The sequence below is a fragment of the Microtetraspora malaysiensis genome (genome assembly GCF_050947145.1).
GTDB lineage: Bacteria > Actinomycetota > Actinomycetes > Streptosporangiales > Streptosporangiaceae > Microtetraspora_A > Microtetraspora_A malaysiensis.
This window is the reverse complement of sequence record NZ_CP191998.1, coordinates 8,200,581-8,216,416: the sequence shown is the minus strand read 5'-3', so window position 1 is coordinate 8,216,416 and position 15,836 is coordinate 8,200,581. Positions and strand designations below refer to the sequence as shown.

The window sequence follows — 15,836 nt, the reverse complement described above, 5'->3', positions numbered from 1 at the left end:
TTGATCACGGCGGCCTCAACCATCACGCGAGGGGCGCGGCGGTGAAGTACCCGACGAGCGAGTGGGCGAGGTACGAGCCCCGAGCGAGGAGGGCACGAGCCGACTTCGGGCGCCCCAGGCCCGCGCGAGCGCCAACATTCATTACGGCGCCGAACCGCTCTGCGAGGGGCGCGGCGGTGTCTGGACTGAGGAACGAGTGGGGAGCGAGGGACGAGCGACTCCGAGTGACGAGGGAAGACATCGACTGAGGGCGCCCCGAGCCCGCGCGAGCGAAGCGAGCGCCGATAGACACGGTTGGGTGTGCGGCGGGACGAAATTGATCTCATATAGTGAGATCGGTGTCCGAGATAATTTGACGAGGGGCGCGCGCATCGGACATCGTGTAGCCATGCATCGCAGTGGGATTCTTGTAGTACTTCGCAGGCGCGCGGCCTGACGAAGCACTCGGTCCTGCGCGCGCCCCAGATCCGCATTCGCGGTCGGGGCATTTTTTATGCCAACACACAGACAGCTCAGCCACAAGGAACGAGCCGATGACCGAAGAGATGACAGGTGCCCAGGCCCTCGTGAGGGCGCTGGAGCACGTCGGGGTCGACACGGTGTTCGGGATCCCGGGCGGCGCCATCCTCCCGGCCTATGATCCCCTCTACGACTCGACCAAGGTCCGGCACGTGCTTGTACGCCATGAGCAGGGCGCCGGCCACGCGGCCGAAGGGTACGCGCAGGCCACCGGCAAGGTGGGGGTCTGCATGGCGACCAGCGGGCCGGGGGCGACGAACCTGGTCACCGCCATCGCGGACGCGTACATGGACTCGGTGCCGATCGTCGCCATCACCGGCCAGGTGGCGACGCCGATGATCGGCACGGACGCCTTCCAGGAGGCGGACATCTCCGGCATCACGATGCCGATCACCAAGCACAACTTCCTGGTCACCGACGTTGCGGACATCCCCAGGACGATCGCCGAGGCGTTCCACATCGCCTCGACCGGCCGTCCGGGCCCGGTCCTGGTCGACATCGCCAAGGACGCGCTGCAGAAGACGACCACCTTCTCGTGGCCGCCGGTCATGCAGCTCCCCGGCTACCGCCCGGTCACCCGTCCGCACTCGAAGCAGATCCGTGAGGCGGCGCGGCTGATCGCGGAGTCCAGGCGGCCCGTCCTCTACGTCGGCGGCGGTGTCCACAAGGCCAAGGCGGCGCCCGAGCTGCTGCGGCTGGCCGAGCTGACCGGCATCCCGGTGGTCACGACGCTGATGGCGCGCGGCACCTTCCCCGACAGCCATCGCCAGCACATGGGCATGCCGGGCATGCACGGCAGCGTCTCGGCCGTCGGAGCGCTCCAGCGCAGCGATCTGCTCATCGCGCTGGGCACCCGCTTCGACGACCGGGTGACCGGCGAGCTGTCCAGCTTCGCGCCGAACGCCAAGGTCATCCACGCGGACATCGACCCGGCCGAGATCTCCAAGAACCGGCACGCGGACGTCCCGATCGTGGGCGACTGCCGCGAGGTCATCACCGACCTGATCGCGGCCATCGAGCACGAGCACGCCGAGGGGCACAAGGGCGACTACGACGAGTGGTGGACGCTGCTGGACGGCTACCGCACGACCTACCCCCGCGGGTACGAGGAGTTCGCCGACGGCTCCCTGGCCCCGCAGTACGTCATGGAGCGGCTCAGCGCCATCGTCGGGCCGGACGCGTACTACGCGTCGGGCGTCGGGCAGCACCAGATGTGGGCGGCGCAGTTCATCGGCTACGAGAAGCCGGGAACGTTCATCAACTCCGGCGGCGCGGGCACGATGGGCTTCGCGGTGCCGGCCGCGATGGGAGCCAAGATGGGCAGCCCCGAGTCCGTCGTGTGGGCGATCGACGGCGACGGCTGCTTCCAGATGACGAACCAGGAACTGGCCACCTGCGCCATCGAGGGAGTGCCGATCAAGGTCGCCGTCATCAACAACGGTAACCTCGGCATGGTTCGTCAATGGCAGACCCTCTTCTACAACCAGAGGTACTCCAACACCGACCTGCAGACCGTCCGGCGGATCCCGGACTTCGTCAAGCTGGCCGAGGCGTACGGTTGTGTGGGGCTGCGTTGCGAGCGCCCGGAGGACGTCGACGCCACCATCCGCAAGGCCATGGAGATCAACGACGTTCCCGTCGTGATCGACTTCGTCGTCCACCAGGACGCGATGGTCTGGCCGATGGTCGCCGCGGGCACCAGCAACGACGACATCAAGTACGCCCGAGACATGGCGCCGAAGTGGGAGATCGAGGACTGATGAGCACGCACACGCTGTCGGTGCTGGTCGAGAACAAGCCCGGCGTGCTGGCGCGGGTCGCCAGCCTGTTCTCCCGGCGAGGCTTCAACATCGACTCGCTTGCCGTCGGGCCGACAGAGCACGACGACATCTCCCGGATGACCATCGTGGTCAGCGTGGAAGAACTCCCGCTGGAGCAGGTCACCAAGCAGCTCAACAAGCTGGTGAACGTCCTAAAGATCGTGGAGCTGGACACCGCGCAGTCGGTGCAGCGTGAGCTGATGCTGATCAAGGTGCGGACCGACGCGGACAGTCGGACCCACGTCCTGGAACTGGTCAACCTGTTCCGCGCGCGATGTGTCGACGTCGCGCCGGACGCGGTGACCATCGAGGTCACCGGCACGTTGGACAAGCTGGAGGCCTTCGTGCGGGTTCTTGAGCCGTACGGCATCAAGGAGCTCGTGCAGTCCGGCATGGTGGCCATCGGCCGCGGTGCCCGTTCCATCACCGATCGCTCGCTCCGTGCGCTGGACCGCACTGCATAGCCGAGAAAATCACTGAAAGGCAAGCAAGTGACTGAGATCTTCTACGACGACGACGCCGACCTGTCGATCATCCAGGGTCGGCACGTGGCCGTCCTCGGGTACGGCAGCCAGGGTCACGCGCACGCGCTGAGCCTGCGCGACTCCGGGGTGGACGTGCGCGTCGGTCTGCTCGAGGGCTCGAAGAGCCGCGAGAAGGCCGAGGCCGACGGGCTGCGTGTGCTCACGCCGGCGGAGGCCGTGGAAGAGGCTGACCTCACCATGATCCTCGCGCCGGACCACGTCCAGCGTGACCTGTACGCCCAGCACGTGCAGCCGAACCTGGTCGAGGGCGACGCCCTGTTCTTCGGCCACGGCTTCAACATCCGCTACGGCCTGATCGAGGCGCCCGAGGGCGTCGACGTCGCCATGGTCGCCCCGAAGGGCCCGGGCCACCTGGTCCGCCGCCAGTTCTCGGCCGGCCGCGGCGTGCCGTGTCTGGTCGCCGTCGAGAAGGACGCGACCGGCAACGCCTGGCCGCTCGTCCTGTCGTACGCCAAGGGCATCGGCGGCACCCGGGCCGGCGCGCTGAAGACGACCTTCACCGAGGAGACCGAGACCGACCTGTTCGGTGAGCAGGCCGTCCTCTGCGGTGGCGTCTCCGAGCTGATCAAGGCGGGCTTCGAGACGCTGATCGAGGCGGGCTACCAGCCCGAGGTCGCGTACTTCGAGTGCCTCCACGAGATGAAGCTGATCGTCGACCTGATGTACGAGGGCGGCATCTCGAAGATGTACTGGTCGGTCTCCGACAACGCGGAGTTCGGCGGCTACACCCGCGGCCCGCGCGTGGTCAACCAGGAGACCAAGCAGGAGATGCGCCGCATCCTGGACGAGATCCAGAACGGCCAGTACGCCCGCGAGCTGGTCGAGGAGTTCGACTCCGGCCAGGCCAACTTCAACAAGTACCGCGAGGAGCTCTCCGGCCACCCGATCGAGCAGACCGGTGCCAAGCTCCGTCCGATGATGAGCTGGCTCAAGTCCCAGTAGTCCGGATTACATGAATCGGCGCCGTCCCCGTCACCGGGGGCGGCGCCGACTCGTTTCAGCGTCGGGGCCGGCTCAACACTGGACCGGCTTGCGCCAGGAGCATTCGAGGCCGTCGTCCTGGGCCGCCGTCTCCGCGCGCAGCGTCGGCGCCGCCCCGTCCACGGGAGCGGTACGGGTGAACTGGGCCAGCCGGATCGCGATCCGGTCCTCCAGGTCGCGGGGCGCGCCGGAGAGATAGCCGTTCGTCAGGATCGAGAAGACCAGCGGTTCGCCCTCGGCGCTCGTGACGTATCCGGAGAGCGAGGTGACGCCGGTCAGCGACCCCGTCTTCGCGTGGACGTTCCCGGCGGCGGGCGTGCCGCGCATGCGGCTGCGCAGGGTCCCGCCGACGAACCGGTCCGCCTCTCCGGCCACCGGCAGCGCGTCGTACCAGGTCGTGAACCATGGCTTGTCCCTGAGCGAGACGAGCAGCGACGCGAGGCTCGACGGGGTGAGCCCGTCCATCCTGGACAGGCCGGAGCCGTCCCGCAGGAGCAGCGTCTGCACGCCGTTGGCCTTGGCGAACGACTCCGTCACGTCGAGGCCGGCCGCCCAGGTGCCCGCGTCGGAGACCTTGCGGCCCATCGCCTTGGTCAGGATCTCGGCGTGCATGTTGTTGCTGAGCTTCATGAAGGGGGTCAGCAACTGGCTGAGCGGCATGGACTCGTGCTCGGCCACGGTCTTGGCCCCGGCCGGGGTCGCGCCGTGGACGGTCGGGCCGATCACGCGCACGCCGTGGGCGGCCAGCCCCTTACGGAAGAGGGAGGCGGCGTAGAGCGTCGGGTCCCACACCGTCACCCACTCGTTGTACTGCTCGGACACGGTTCCGGTGACCACGACGGTGTTCCCGCCGTGCTCGCGCTCCACGAGAACGTCGGTGTCGGCGCCGGTCATCGCCTTGTTCACGATCTTCATGTAGTCGGTGTCCGGCTTCGTCGTCACCTTGGCCGGCTTGCCGGGACCGGCGCCGGGGCTGACCGACACGATGACCGTTCCCGCGTCGTAGTCGGTGTCGGGGGACGCCGTCAGCGCCGATATCTGGGCCGAGTAGTAGTACGGCTCGTCGTCCCACGCCCAGTCCGTGCCGAGGCGTACCTCGTCGAACCAGGTGTCGTCGGCGACCAGTTGACCGGTGACGACCTTGACCCCGGACGCGGCGATCTTGGCGGCGAGCGCGTCGTAGTCGGCGGCGAGTATGGTCGGGTCGCCGGTGCCGCGGAGGTAGATGTCCTTGCCCTTGGTCAGGACCTGGGTGCCGAACCGGTAGTCCGGGCCGAGCGTCTCCATCGCGGCAGAGGAGGTGAGCAGCTTGGTGTTGGAGGCGGGGGCGAACAGCTTGCCCCCGTCGAGCGTGTACAGGTCCTCGCCGGTGGTGGCGCTGCGCACGACCACGCCCGAGCGGGCCATCGTGAGCCGCGAGTCGCTGAGGATCTCGTCGATGTCGTGGACCAGGTCGGCGACGCCGGGGGCGGGGTCGAGCGCGTGGGCGGGGATCCCCGAGCCCGCGACGCCGCTGATCAGGACCAGTGAGGTCAGCGTGATCGAGGTTCGTCGTGATAAGCGCAAGATCACTCCAGACTGAGTGGGGCTTTCCGCGATCATGAGGAACCCAGCGAGCGTCATCAATACGGAAATATGCGTATATCGGGGGGGCTGGAGCCGAGCGTCCCGGTATGCGGGCGCGCTGGAAGCGGGGCGCGTCAGGCGGAGCTGGAGACCAGGAACGTGCAGTCGCCGAACGCGATCTCGTCCCCCGGACGCACCTGCGCGGGGCCCACGAGCCGCCAGCCGTTCAGCCGGGTGCCGTTGAGCGAGCCCAGGTCGACCAGGAGCCAGGCGTCGTCCTCGGCGCGGCGCAGCTCCGCGTGCATGCGCGAGACCGTCACGTCGGACAGCACCAGATCGCAGGCCGAGCCCCGGCCGACGAGGTAACGGATCCGGCTGTCGGCGGGGAGGGCGAGCCGGGGCAGCCGGGGGCGGCGCCAGGCGGACTCGATCCTGGTGGTGAGGTCCGACACCGAGGAGACCGCCTCGGTGATGCGCCGGCGCCAGCGGCCCCGCTGGGGCAGGTCGGAGACGAGATCGTCCAGCTCGCCCCTGTTGCGCGCCCGCAGCGCCATGTCGACGCGCCCGACGAAGGTCTCCATGGAGAGCCGCCCCTCGGCGGCGCGGTCGCGGAGCTCGCTGAGTGCACGCTCGCGGTCCCCATCGGACGCGCGAACCGGAGGGTGGGACGAGCTCATGTCAGGAGTATCCGCTGGGGGACACGAGGTGTCCAGCAGACCCTCACATTCCTGGCCTTTTCGATTAGCTTGCCGTTCGATCATGGGAAGGTGGCGGGTGGGGTCGGTCAGCTCCGGGCGAAGTCCTGCGTCCAGTACGGCCCGCCCGCCGCCGCCTGGCCCACGCCGATGTGGGTGTAGGCGCAGTTCAGCACGTTCGTCCGATGTCCCGGGCTGTCCATCCAGCCCTTCACCACCGCGGCGGCGGTCGAGTAGCCCTTGGCGATGTTCTCCGCCGCCGCGGTGAAGGCGAAGCCGGACGCCTTGATGCGCCGGCCGAAGTCGCGGCCGTCCTGCGAGGTGTGGCTGAAGTAGCCCTTCGCCGACATGTCCGCCGAGTGCGCGTAGGCCGCGCCGCGCAGCCGGGCGTCGTGCGTGAGCGGGCCGCAGCCGGCCTTGGCCCGCTCCGCGTTGGTCAGCCGTACGACCTCGTTCTCGAGCGCGGTCCCCACGGTGGGGCCGCCGGAGCCCTTGGCGCCGTCGGGATCGGGCGCGCCGCAGGCCAGGCGGGCCTGCCGGGACTTGGCGAGGTGGCCCCGGCCGTCCGTGACGACCGTGACGTACGTGCCGGGGGCGCAGGCGAGGCCGATCGTGAGCCGGCCGTTGCGGACGGATGTGGAGCCGCTCTTCACCGTCCGGTCCGGGCCCGGCAGCACCTTGACGATCCGGACGCGGACCCGGGTCCGCTCGGCGCAGCCGGTGCGCGTCGCCGCCGCCCGGATCTGCCCGTTCGGGGTGAGCCGCGGCGTGTCGGCGGCGACGCGGCAGTCGGCGCGGGTGGCCGTCGCGCCGGCGGGGGCGGCGGTCAGCCCGACCGCCGCCATGCTTCCGAGGCCCACGATGGCCAGGGCGGTCTTTCGCACGGTTCCTCCAGTGTTGGGGGTTACGACCTGGATGGAAGCAGCATTATGGACGCCCTTGAGGGTGTGATGACCGATAAACGATGGTCTTCGTAATTTCAGGCGTAGCGCGTAACTAGTCGCTTTGGTCCGGATTTTCGCTGGTCGCTGGCGTGTGGACCGATCCCGCTTCCCGGTGAAAGTCGGGTTGTCAAACGCATACTGAGTATGCATACTCAGTATGCATGACGATCCGGCACGGCCTCCTGGCGCTGCTCACCCAGGGGCCTCGGTACGGGTACCAGCTCCGCGCGGAGTTCGAGGCGTCCACAGGGGCGACCTGGCCGCTCAACATCGGCCAGGTCTATACGACGCTGTCGCGGATGGAACGGGACGGGCTGGTCGCCCCGGGCGAACAGGACGAGCAGGGCCGCGTGGTCTACAGCATCACCGACAAGGGCCGGGCGGACCTGGAGCGGTGGTTCGCCACGCCCGTCCGCCAGGCCGACCGGCCGCGCGACGAGCTGGTCATCAAGCTGGCCATGGCGATGACCGCTCCCGGGGTCGACGTCGCACGGGTCGTGCAGGCCCAGCGCTCCGCGACCATGCGAACCCTGCAGGAGCTCACCCGGGCCAAGCGCGGGGCGGGCGGCGCCCAGCGGCTCGTCCTCGACTCGATGATCTTCCAGGCGGAGGCCGAGCAGCGCTGGCTCGCGCACTGCGAGGCCGTCCTCGCCGCATCCCCCAAGGAGGGCGCATGACTTCACGTGATCCAGATCCCGACGCTTCCGCCGACGTCGTCGCGCGGCTCGTCGAAGTCACCCGGCAGCACGGCGACGGAGCGGGGGCCGTACGCGCGCTCAAGGGGGTGAGCCTCGACGTGGCGGCGGGAGAGCTGGTCGCGGTGATGGGCCCCTCCGGGTCGGGCAAGTCCACCCTGCTCAACCTCGCCGGCGGCCTCGACCGGACCACGTCCGGGAAGGTCGAGGTTGAGGGCGTCGCGCTGTCCGGGCTGTCCGCCGCCGACCTCGCCGCGCTGCGCAGGCGGCGGGTCGGATACGTGTTCCAGGACCTCAACCTCATCCCGTCGCTGACCGCCGCCGAGAACGTCATGCTCCCGCGCGAGCTGGACGGCGTCCGTACGGGGAGGGCGCGTCAGGAGGCGCTCGCCGCGCTGGAAGAGCTCGGCGCGGCCGACCTGGCCGACCGTTTCCCCGAGGAGATGTCGGGCGGCCAGCGGCAGCGGGTGGCGATCGCCCGGGCGCTGGTGGGCGAGCGGCGGCTGCTCCTCGCCGACGAGCCGACCGGCGCGGTGGACACCCTCGTGGGCGACGAGATCCTGGGAATTCTCCGGGGCCGGGCGGACGCCGGAGCCGCCGTCCTCGTCGTCACCCACGAGCCCAGGTACGCCGCCTGGGCCGACCGGGTGGTGTTCCTGAAGGACGGGGAGATCGCGGACGCGGCCGAGGCGGGGCTGGTGAGCGCCCGATGAGCCGCCCGCTCGGCGCACCCCGAGAGCGTCGCCCCGTCCCGGTCACGGGTGGGGAGGCGGCATGAGCGCCGTCCGCGCCGCCCTGCGGATCTCCCGCCGCGACATGTGGCGGGCCAAGGGTCGCAGCCTCCTCATCTTGGTCATGATCGGGCTGCCCGTTCTCGCCATCACCGCAGCCGCCGTATACACGTCCACCAGTGATCTCGATCCGCGCGAGCGGCTCCGCTGGGAGTTGGGATCCGCCGCCGCGCTGGTGACCGACACCGAGATGGCCGGCCCCGTCAGGCAGAACGCCGAGCGACCAGAACTGCTCACGGAGTTTTCTGGCACGACCCGGCCTCCCCTGGCGAAAGCCGAGATCGAGACGGTGGCCGGTCCCGGCGCCCGCGTGATCCGGTCCTTCGAGGGCTTCGGGGAGTATCAGGAGCGCGACGGCTACCGGGACGCCTGGATCAGCGAGGCGGACGCCCGTGACCCCGTCACCACGAGCAGGTTCCACCTTCTCGACGGCCGGTTCCCGCAGACGGAGGACGAGGTCGCGGTGAGCGACGTCGTCGGCGTGCCCGTGGGGAACGTCCTGCGTGTGACCAGGGACGGCATCGCCAAACGGGTGGTCGGTGTCGTGCGGGCGTCCCCGCCCAAGGTCAGTCACAACGTCCGGCAGATCATCACCCTGCCCGGCGCGCTGCTGGACGGCGTTTCCCACCAGAGCCGCTGGTTGATCGAAACGCGGCAGCCGGTGACGTGGGATCGGGTGCGGCAGGCGAACGACAAGGGGCTCACTGTGCTGTCGCGGGCCGTGCTCGACAATCCTCCGGCAAGCGCGGACGGGCAGGGCGATCTTGGGGGCTCCCCGACCTGGAATGAGACGCTGGTCGCCGCGGTCCTCGTGACCCAGGTCGTCCTGCTCGCCGGACCGGCCTTCGCGGTCGGGCTGCGTCGGCGGCGCAGGGAGCTGGCGCTGATCGCCGCCCAGGGCGGCTCGGCCCGTCACCTGAAGCTCATCGTGCTCTCCGACGGCCTGGTCCTGGGCGCGGGCGCCTCCGTGCTCGGGGCGGTCCTGGGTGTGGGCGTCGCCCGTGTCATCGTCGCCGCGGCCGGCCAGTGGCCCGATGGGGAGTTGGGGCCGTTCGACGTTCCGGTCGGGCTGGTCGCCATCATCGTCGCGCTCGGCACGCTGAGCGGGCTGGTAGCCGCGATCATGCCCGCCGTACAGGCGGCGCGCTGGGACGTGGCAGCGGCCCTCGCCGGGCGGCGTGACACCAGGCGCGACCGTGCCGGGCGACCGCTGCCGGGGACACTCGTCGCCGTGCTGGGCGTCGCGGCCCTCGTGTGCGCCGCGTGGAGCGGGCGGCTGGACGCCTTCATCGCCGGGGCGCTGCTCGGTCAGCTCGGCCTGGTGATGATCATGCCGTGGCTGATCAGGCGGATCGGTCCGCTCGCCGGGTGGCTGCCGCTGCCGCTCCGGCTGGCCGTACGCGACGGTGTCCGCAACCGCGGACGCACCGCCCCGGCTGTCGTGGCGGTCATGGCGGCGGCGGCCACGTTCGGCATGATCGTGGTCTCGTGGGACAGCAGCGCTGCCCGGAACGAGCAGCGCTATCGGGGCCCGTACGCGCAGGGGACGACCGCGATCTACGGGGCCGAGGTCACCGAGGAGTCGTGGCGGACGATCCGGGGCATCGCGGCGAAGACGTTGCCCGGCGTGCCGCTGGTCGAGGCCTTCACCCCCGTCGACGCGAAGGGGGAGCCGCTCCGCACTGAGCTGCAGGAGCGGGGGTGCGACGGATGCGGGTGGTACAACGCGTGGGGCGACCTGCCCCTGGGCGGGCCGGATCTGCTGCGCTACCTGCTGGGCCGTACGGACCCGGAGGCGGAGGCGGCGCTGGCCGCGGGCCGGGCCGTCGTCTTCAACCCCGCGGGCGTGCGGAACGGCGAGGTCGCGCTCACCCTGCCTCCGCTATCTCCGCAGCGCGGGATCACGGACGCGGAGCCGGCCCGGGTGTCCCTGCCCGCGACGTTCGTGCGGGTCGACGGTCCGACGACGGTCGCCGGAGTGGCTCCGGTGTCCGCGTTCACCTCACGCGGGTACGCGGTGCGGCTCACCCATCTCCTCGTCGATCCCCAGGTCAGGCGGCTGACGCCGGCCGAGGTACGGCGGCTGGACGGGCCGGTGCGGGCGGTGACGGCGAAGGTCGCGGTCGCGTCCGAGCGCGGCCCGGATAACCGGGGACTGCGCGCACTTCATCCGTTCATCATCGCGGCCGCGCTGATCGCGCTCGGCGCGACGTTCAGCGCGACGGCTCTCGCGGCGGCCGACTCCCGCGGAGACATGGAGACGCTCTCCGCCCTGGGAGCACGGCCGCGCACCCGCCGGGCGGTGGTCGCGGGACAGGCGGCCTTCATCGCCGGTCTCGGTGTACCTGTCGGCCTGCTGGCGGGGCTGGGGCTCGCCGCCGTCGAGTCCGCGAAGGTGGCGGTCATGTTCCAGGGAATGCCTTCTGAGATGGCGCCCAATGGGTATCGGTTCCCGGATCCGGGACTCGTGCTGGCCGTGCCGTGGGCGCAGTTCGTCGCCGTGGCGGTGGGCCTGCCCCTGCTGGCCGCCCTGGTGGCCGGACTGTTCGCCCGTACGCGGGTAAAGGTTTCGCGGCGGGTGGCATAAGACCCGGTTTCGCCGGAGTGGTGGCCCTGGTCATCCTGCTGACCGGGGCCATCTGCGGCGTCCACGCCGTCGCGGCGGCCACCCGCCTGCCGGGCGCGCTGGAGGCGGGGCCGTTCCTCAGGAGGGCGAAGGGGCGGTCGCCCGCGCCATGCGCTCGGCGCTCAGGTCGTACTTCAACGTCATGATCACGCCGGCCAGGGCGATCAGCGCCGGGACGACGGTCAGGCCGACGATCACCGCGGTGTGCGCACTGGACGGCTGGGTGACCGGGTTCGCCGGATCCGAGGAGATGAATCCCCCGATCGTGAGCACCGCGCCGTAGACCGTCACGCCGAACGCCTGTACCGCGCTCTCGACCGCCGTCCACAGGCCGGTGAAGACGCCGCCGCGGCGCTTCCCGCTCACCGCGCCGTCGTACGCGATGACGTCGGCGAGCATGGAGAACCCCAGAAGCTGCAACCCCGCGTAGCCGACCCCGACCAGCACCACGCACAGGTGCGCGTACAGCGCGCCGAACAGCGGCGTGGCGACGGCCAGCAGCGCGCCGACGGCGAACAACCCGCCGGAGAGGAGCATCGCGCCCCGCTTGTCCAGCCTGCGGGCGAGCCACACCCACAGCGGCATCGTGACCAGCATCGGACCGACCAGCGCGGCGAATAGCGTGCTCGTCGCCCCAGCGTTCTTCAGCGTGTACGCGGCGAAGTAGGGCGCGCCCGCGAGCATCACGCCCGCGGCCAGGGTCTGCGCGCTGCACAGGGCGAGCAACCACAGGAACGGCTTGGACGTGCGGGCGGCGGCGAGCTGGCCCCGCAGCGTGCCCTCGGCCTCCTGCTGACCGGTGAACGGAGCGCGGGCGGTGCCGAAGAACGAGCCGAACATGGACACCAGCAGGACCGCCGCGAAGATCAGTCCCATCTGGCGGTAGCCCTCCACGGACTTCCCGGCGATGGCGGGCGCGAGGATCCCGCTCATGGCGATCGCGATCGCGACGAAGACCATCCGCCACTGCAGCAGCGACGTCCGCTCGTGGTAGTCCGAGGTCATCTCGGCCGGCATGGCCTTGTACGGCACCTCGTACAGCGCGTATCCGGTGGCCGCCACCACGAACACCACCCCGACGAAGAGCGCGGCGGGGACGCCGGTCAGCGGCGGCCCGATGAACATCAGCCCGAAGGACAGCGGCAGGATGATCGACCCGGCGAGCATCCACGGGCGGCGCGGCCCCCACCGCGAGACCGTACGGTCCGACCACTGGCCGACCAGAGTGTTGATGACCAGGTCCCAGGCCTTGGGCAGGAAGACGATGATCCCGGCGAGCAGCGCGGGCACCGCCAGCACGTCGGTCATGTAGATGAGCAGGAGCAGGCCGGGGATCGCGGAGAAGTTGGCGGTGCAGAACGACCCGACGGCATAGCCGAGCCGAACGCCACGGGAGACGGTCAGGGGGGTGGGCGTCGCCGCCGGGGAGATCATGGCGTCATTCAAGCCGAGCAAACGCCCGGTCGGAAGATGCGCGCGGGAACGAAAAGGCGTCAGTCGGGGCCGGTCCGGGCGAGCGCCCGGACCGGCCCCGAGCCCAGGCCGGGCGTACGCCCGCGCACGCCGCCGCACCGTCGACGCCGCCGCGTGCCGAGGCGCGACGGCGACCGACCGTGCGAGCCGTCCGGCGGCCAGATCCCATCACCCGAGCCTGGGGGGTTCGAAGATCAGGCTCGGGAAACGGGACCTAACCGCGGGTGTCCGCGCAGACGACGTGCGCGGCGACCTCGATCATCCGGCGTTCCGTGTGGGCGTCGGCGACCCGGGCCATGAGCACCGGCGCTCCGCTGGCCGCGAGCTGGGGCAGCCGGGCCCGCACCCCGCGATGGATGTCGCGCACGATGTCCTCGGCCGCCGACGCGTGCACCTTGACGTGCAGCATCAGCCCGGTCGAGCCGGAGACCGTCCGCGCCTCGGAGATCCACACGTGGTGGACGAGCGGCAGGTCGCGCAGGATCTCCGCGAGCGCCACCCGCATCGCGGGCAGGATCGGGTGGCTGGTCCGGCGATAGCCGGGGTCGACCACCTGCATCGCACCGGACAGGTGCTGCCGGGGCGCGGGGATCCAGGCCGGCGAGATCGGGCCGGGCGCCGGCGCGGAGACGGGAGTGGGCGCGGGATCGGGGTCGGGAGCGGGAGGCGCCTGCGTCACCTGCGCCCGCGCGACGGTGGCCATCGCCCCCGTGGCGTACGCGTTGGGTGTCGAGGCGGATCTCGATCCGGACAGGGCGTGGGCGGCTCCGCTGCGCGCCGAGACCAGATAGCGCTGAAGGTCCTCGATGGGCACGGCGGCCGCGTGAGGGCCGGCGGCGTCGATCACGATCTCGCGCACGCCGGTGACGCGCTGGATGTCGAGGATGGTCTCGACGTCACACGCCGAAAGGGCGTGGCCGCCTCGATGCCGGGCGTAGGTCGCCGGTGCGGTGTAACCGAGCAGCACGCGCTCACCGCTCTGCGTCGTGCCGAGCACGACGGAACGGTCGGGCCGGACGGCTACCAGGATTCCCCATTCGGCAAGGGTCGCGAGCAGGCGCTGCGGGCTTCCGTGCTGCGCGAGCACGTCGCCGAGAGACGGGTTCCCGATGCTCATAGGCTGAACGATAGGTAGCGAACCATGGCTTATCAGGCTAATCGTGAAGAATGCGTGCAATCAATACCAAGATAGAGCCTGTCTGGATGGGATCGGTCCATCTTGGGTAAAGCCGCCAGTTGGCGAACACATGAGTGAATCTTACGATGCCCGCGAGTGCCGCTAGCTGGACCGTCTCGTATGCCGGGCGTTCGTGAGAGCTTTCACAAGCCCGGATAGACTCACGCGTGTCCGTGCAGCCGCACTTTCCTAAGGATCGCCAGTGAACAAGCCCGTCGTCCTTGTCGCAGAGGAGCTGTCCGAAGCCGGTCTGGCCGTGCTTGGCGCGGACTTCGAGGTCCGTCACACCGACGGTTCCGACCGATCCAAGCTGCTGCCCGCGCTCGCCGACGTCGACGCGCTGATCATCCGCAGTGCCACGCAGGTGGACGCCGAGGCGATCGCGCACGCGCCCAAGCTGCGCGTCGTGGCCCGCGCCGGGGTCGGCCTGGACAACGTCGACGTCGAGGCGGCGACCAAGGCCGGTGTCATGGTCGTCAACGCTCCGACCTCCAACATCACCAGCGCCGCCGAGCACACGGTCGCGCTGATCCTGGCCAGCGCCCGCAACGTCGCCCAGGGCCACGCCGCCCTCAAGGGCGGCGAGTGGAAGCGGTCCAAGTACACCGGCGTCGAGCTCGACGAGAAGGTCGTCGGCATCCTCGGCCTCGGCAAGATCGGCCAGCTCGTCGCGCAGCGTCTGCAGCCGTTCGGCGTCGAGCTGATCGCCTACGACCCCTACCTGCAGCCGGCCCGCGCCGCGCAGATGGGCGTCAAGCTGGCGTCCCTGGAAGAGGTCCTCCAGCAGGCCGACTTCATCACGGTGCACCTGCCCAAGTCCAAGGAGACCGTCGGTCTCATCGGCGACCGCGAGCTGCACATGGTCAAGCCGTCGGTGCGCCTGATCAACGTCGCGCGCGGCGGCATCATCGACGAGAACGCGCTCTACTCCGCTCTCAAGGAGGGCCGCGTCGCCGGCGCCGGCATCGACGTGTTCTCCAAGGAGCCCTGCACGGACAGCCCGCTGTTCGAGTTCGACCAGGTCGTGGTCACCCCGCACCTCGGCGCGTCCACCCACGAGGCGCAGGAGAAGGCCGGCACCCAGGTCGCCCGCAGCGTCAAGCTCGCCCTGGCCGGCGAGTTCGTCCCGGACGCCGTCAACGTCCAGGGCGGCGCGGTCGCCGAAGAGGTCAAGCCGGGCCTGCCGCTGACCGAGAAGCTCGGCCGCATCTTCACCGCCCTCGCGGGCGAGGTCGCCGCCAAGCTCGACGTCGAGGTACGCGGCGAGATCGCGGCGCAGGACGTGCGCGTGCTCGAACTGGCCGCCCTCAAGGGCGTCTTCACCGACGTCGTCGAGGACACGGTGACCTACGTCAACGCCCCGCTGCTCGCCAAGGACCGCGGCACCGTGGTCGAGCTGGTCACCAGCGGCGAGAGCCCCGACTGGCGCAACGTCATCACCGTCCGCGGTGTACTCGCCGACGGCCGCACCGTCTCCGTCTCCGGAACGCTCTCCGGCCCCCGGCAGATCACCAAGATCGTCGAGGTCAACGGCTTCGCCATGGAGATCGAGCCGACCGACCACCTGGCGTTCTTCACCTACACCGACCGTCCCGGCATCGTCGGCATCGTCGGCCGCGTGCTCGGCGAGCACGGCGTCAACATCGCCTCCATGCAGGTCGCCCGCGGTGAGAAGGGCGGCAAGGCCCTCACCGCGCTGACCGTCGACTCGGCCATCCCGGGCGACGTCATCGACCAGATCGTGGCCGCGGTCGGCGCCGACAGCGGCCGTACGGTCGACCTGGAGGACTGACCCGCCGTCCCGGAACAGCATCACACGAACCCGCTCCACCCCATGGTGGAGCGGGTTCGTTGTGTTTATGGCGCTCGCTTCGCTCGCGCGGGTTCGGGGTGGTTGTCTCGAATATTGAGATACTAGGTCGTCCTACGAGATTCTGGGGTAGGCTTTCGCACATGACGCGCCAGGTGTCCGTACTTATCACCTGCCGCGGCGGGGCCTGACCT

11 protein-coding genes and 1 pseudogene are annotated in these 15,836 nt (G+C 70.2%); 7 read left to right on the top strand and 5 right to left on the bottom strand.

All coding sequences use genetic code 11. The features are described 5' to 3' along the window. Window positions 1-515 precede the first annotated feature (515 nt). From ACQP1V_RS38385 to ilvC, 3 genes and pseudogenes are all read left to right on the top strand, one after another. Window positions 516-2,279, top strand: a pseudogene (locus ACQP1V_RS38385) (acetolactate synthase large subunit); the annotation flags it as partial. Further along, a complete protein-coding gene (gene ilvN / locus ACQP1V_RS38380; RefSeq protein WP_433415748.1) occupies window positions 2,279-2,803 on the top strand; it encodes an acetolactate synthase small subunit in 525 nt (174 codons plus the stop codon). The pseudogene ACQP1V_RS38385 and the gene ilvN, both read left to right, overlap by 1 nt. Before the next feature lie 36 nt (window positions 2,804-2,839). Continuing rightward, window positions 2,840-3,826 carry a ketol-acid reductoisomerase gene (gene ilvC, locus ACQP1V_RS38375; RefSeq protein ID WP_067126145.1) on the top strand — a complete coding sequence of 329 codons (987 nt, stop codon included), beginning with the start codon at window positions 2,840-2,842 and terminating at the stop codon, window positions 3,824-3,826. A 72-nt stretch (window positions 3,827-3,898) separates the two neighbouring features. Here the strand turns inward: ilvC and dacB are convergent, their stop codons facing one another. The 3 genes from dacB to ACQP1V_RS38360 form a co-directional block, all read right to left on the bottom strand. Further along, entirely contained in the window at window positions 3,899-5,437 is a 1,539-nt protein-coding gene (gene dacB / locus ACQP1V_RS38370; RefSeq protein WP_433415745.1) for a D-alanyl-D-alanine carboxypeptidase/D-alanyl-D-alanine endopeptidase, read from the bottom strand. Window positions 5,438-5,565: 128 nt separating this feature from the next. Next, window positions 5,566-6,108, bottom strand: coding sequence for an FHA domain-containing protein (locus ACQP1V_RS38365; RefSeq protein ID WP_433415742.1), 543 nt, complete (start codon window positions 6,106-6,108; stop codon window positions 5,566-5,568). 107 nt (window positions 6,109-6,215) lie between these two features. After that, window positions 6,216-7,010 carry a CAP domain-containing protein gene (locus ACQP1V_RS38360; protein ID WP_433415739.1) on the bottom strand — a complete coding sequence of 265 codons (795 nt, stop codon included), beginning with the start codon at window positions 7,008-7,010 and terminating at the stop codon, window positions 6,216-6,218. A gap of 221 nt (window positions 7,011-7,231) precedes the next feature. Between ACQP1V_RS38360 and ACQP1V_RS38355 the strand changes: the two genes are divergently transcribed. The 3 genes from ACQP1V_RS38355 (at window position 7,232) to ACQP1V_RS38345 (ending at window position 11,143) form a co-directional block, all read left to right on the top strand. Further along, the gene (locus tag ACQP1V_RS38355; RefSeq protein ID WP_387414692.1) at window positions 7,232-7,747 is read left to right on the top strand and encodes a PadR family transcriptional regulator; all 516 of its coding nucleotides are present in this window, start codon (window positions 7,232-7,234) and stop codon (window positions 7,745-7,747) included. After that, window positions 7,744-8,478 carry an ABC transporter ATP-binding protein gene (locus ACQP1V_RS38350; protein WP_387414691.1) on the top strand — a complete coding sequence of 245 codons (735 nt, stop codon included), beginning with the start codon at window positions 7,744-7,746 and terminating at the stop codon, window positions 8,476-8,478. The genes ACQP1V_RS38355 and ACQP1V_RS38350 overlap by 4 nt, the downstream gene beginning before the upstream one ends. 61 nt (window positions 8,479-8,539) lie before the next feature. Then, on the top strand, window positions 8,540-11,143 hold the full coding sequence (locus tag ACQP1V_RS38345) for an FtsX-like permease family protein (RefSeq protein WP_433415735.1): 2,604 nt from the start codon (window positions 8,540-8,542) through the stop codon (window positions 11,141-11,143). Between the two features lie 117 nt (window positions 11,144-11,260). Here the strand turns inward: ACQP1V_RS38345 and ACQP1V_RS38340 are convergent, their stop codons facing one another. Further along, the gene (locus ACQP1V_RS38340) at window positions 11,261-12,616 is read right to left on the bottom strand and encodes an MFS transporter (RefSeq protein WP_433415732.1); all 1,356 of its coding nucleotides are present in this window, start codon (window positions 12,614-12,616) and stop codon (window positions 11,261-11,263) included. Between the two features lie 253 nt (window positions 12,617-12,869). Beyond that, window positions 12,870-13,772 carry a hypothetical protein gene (locus tag ACQP1V_RS38335; protein ID WP_387414686.1) on the bottom strand — a complete coding sequence of 301 codons (903 nt, stop codon included), beginning with the start codon at window positions 13,770-13,772 and terminating at the stop codon, window positions 12,870-12,872. Between the two features lie 262 nt (window positions 13,773-14,034). Between ACQP1V_RS38335 and serA the strand changes: the two genes are divergently transcribed. Continuing rightward, entirely contained in the window at window positions 14,035-15,624 is a 1,590-nt protein-coding gene (serA, locus tag ACQP1V_RS38330) for a phosphoglycerate dehydrogenase (RefSeq protein WP_387414684.1), read from the top strand. The last annotated feature ends 212 nt before the right edge of the window (window positions 15,625-15,836 follow it).

Bases quoted from the DNA above. Each gene is read 5' to 3' on its own strand.
- ilvN (WP_433415748.1), top strand. From the start codon at position 2,279: ATGAGCACGCACACGCTGTCGGTGCTGGTCGAGAACAAGCCCGGCGTG.
- ACQP1V_RS38365 (WP_433415742.1), bottom strand. From the start codon at position 6,108: ATGAGCTCGTCCCACCCTCCGGTTCGCGCGTCCGATGGGGACCGCGAG.
- ACQP1V_RS38355 (WP_387414692.1), top strand. From the start codon at position 7,232: ATGACGATCCGGCACGGCCTCCTGGCGCTGCTCACCCAGGGGCCTCGG.
- ACQP1V_RS38350 (WP_387414691.1), top strand. From the start codon at position 7,744: ATGACTTCACGTGATCCAGATCCCGACGCTTCCGCCGACGTCGTCGCG.
- ACQP1V_RS38345 (WP_433415735.1), top strand. From the start codon at position 8,540: ATGAGCGCCGTCCGCGCCGCCCTGCGGATCTCCCGCCGCGACATGTGG.
- ACQP1V_RS38340 (WP_433415732.1), bottom strand. From the start codon at position 12,616: ATGATCTCCCCGGCGGCGACGCCCACCCCCCTGACCGTCTCCCGTGGC.
- ACQP1V_RS38335 (WP_387414686.1), bottom strand. From the start codon at position 13,772: ATGAGCATCGGGAACCCGTCTCTCGGCGACGTGCTCGCGCAGCACGGA.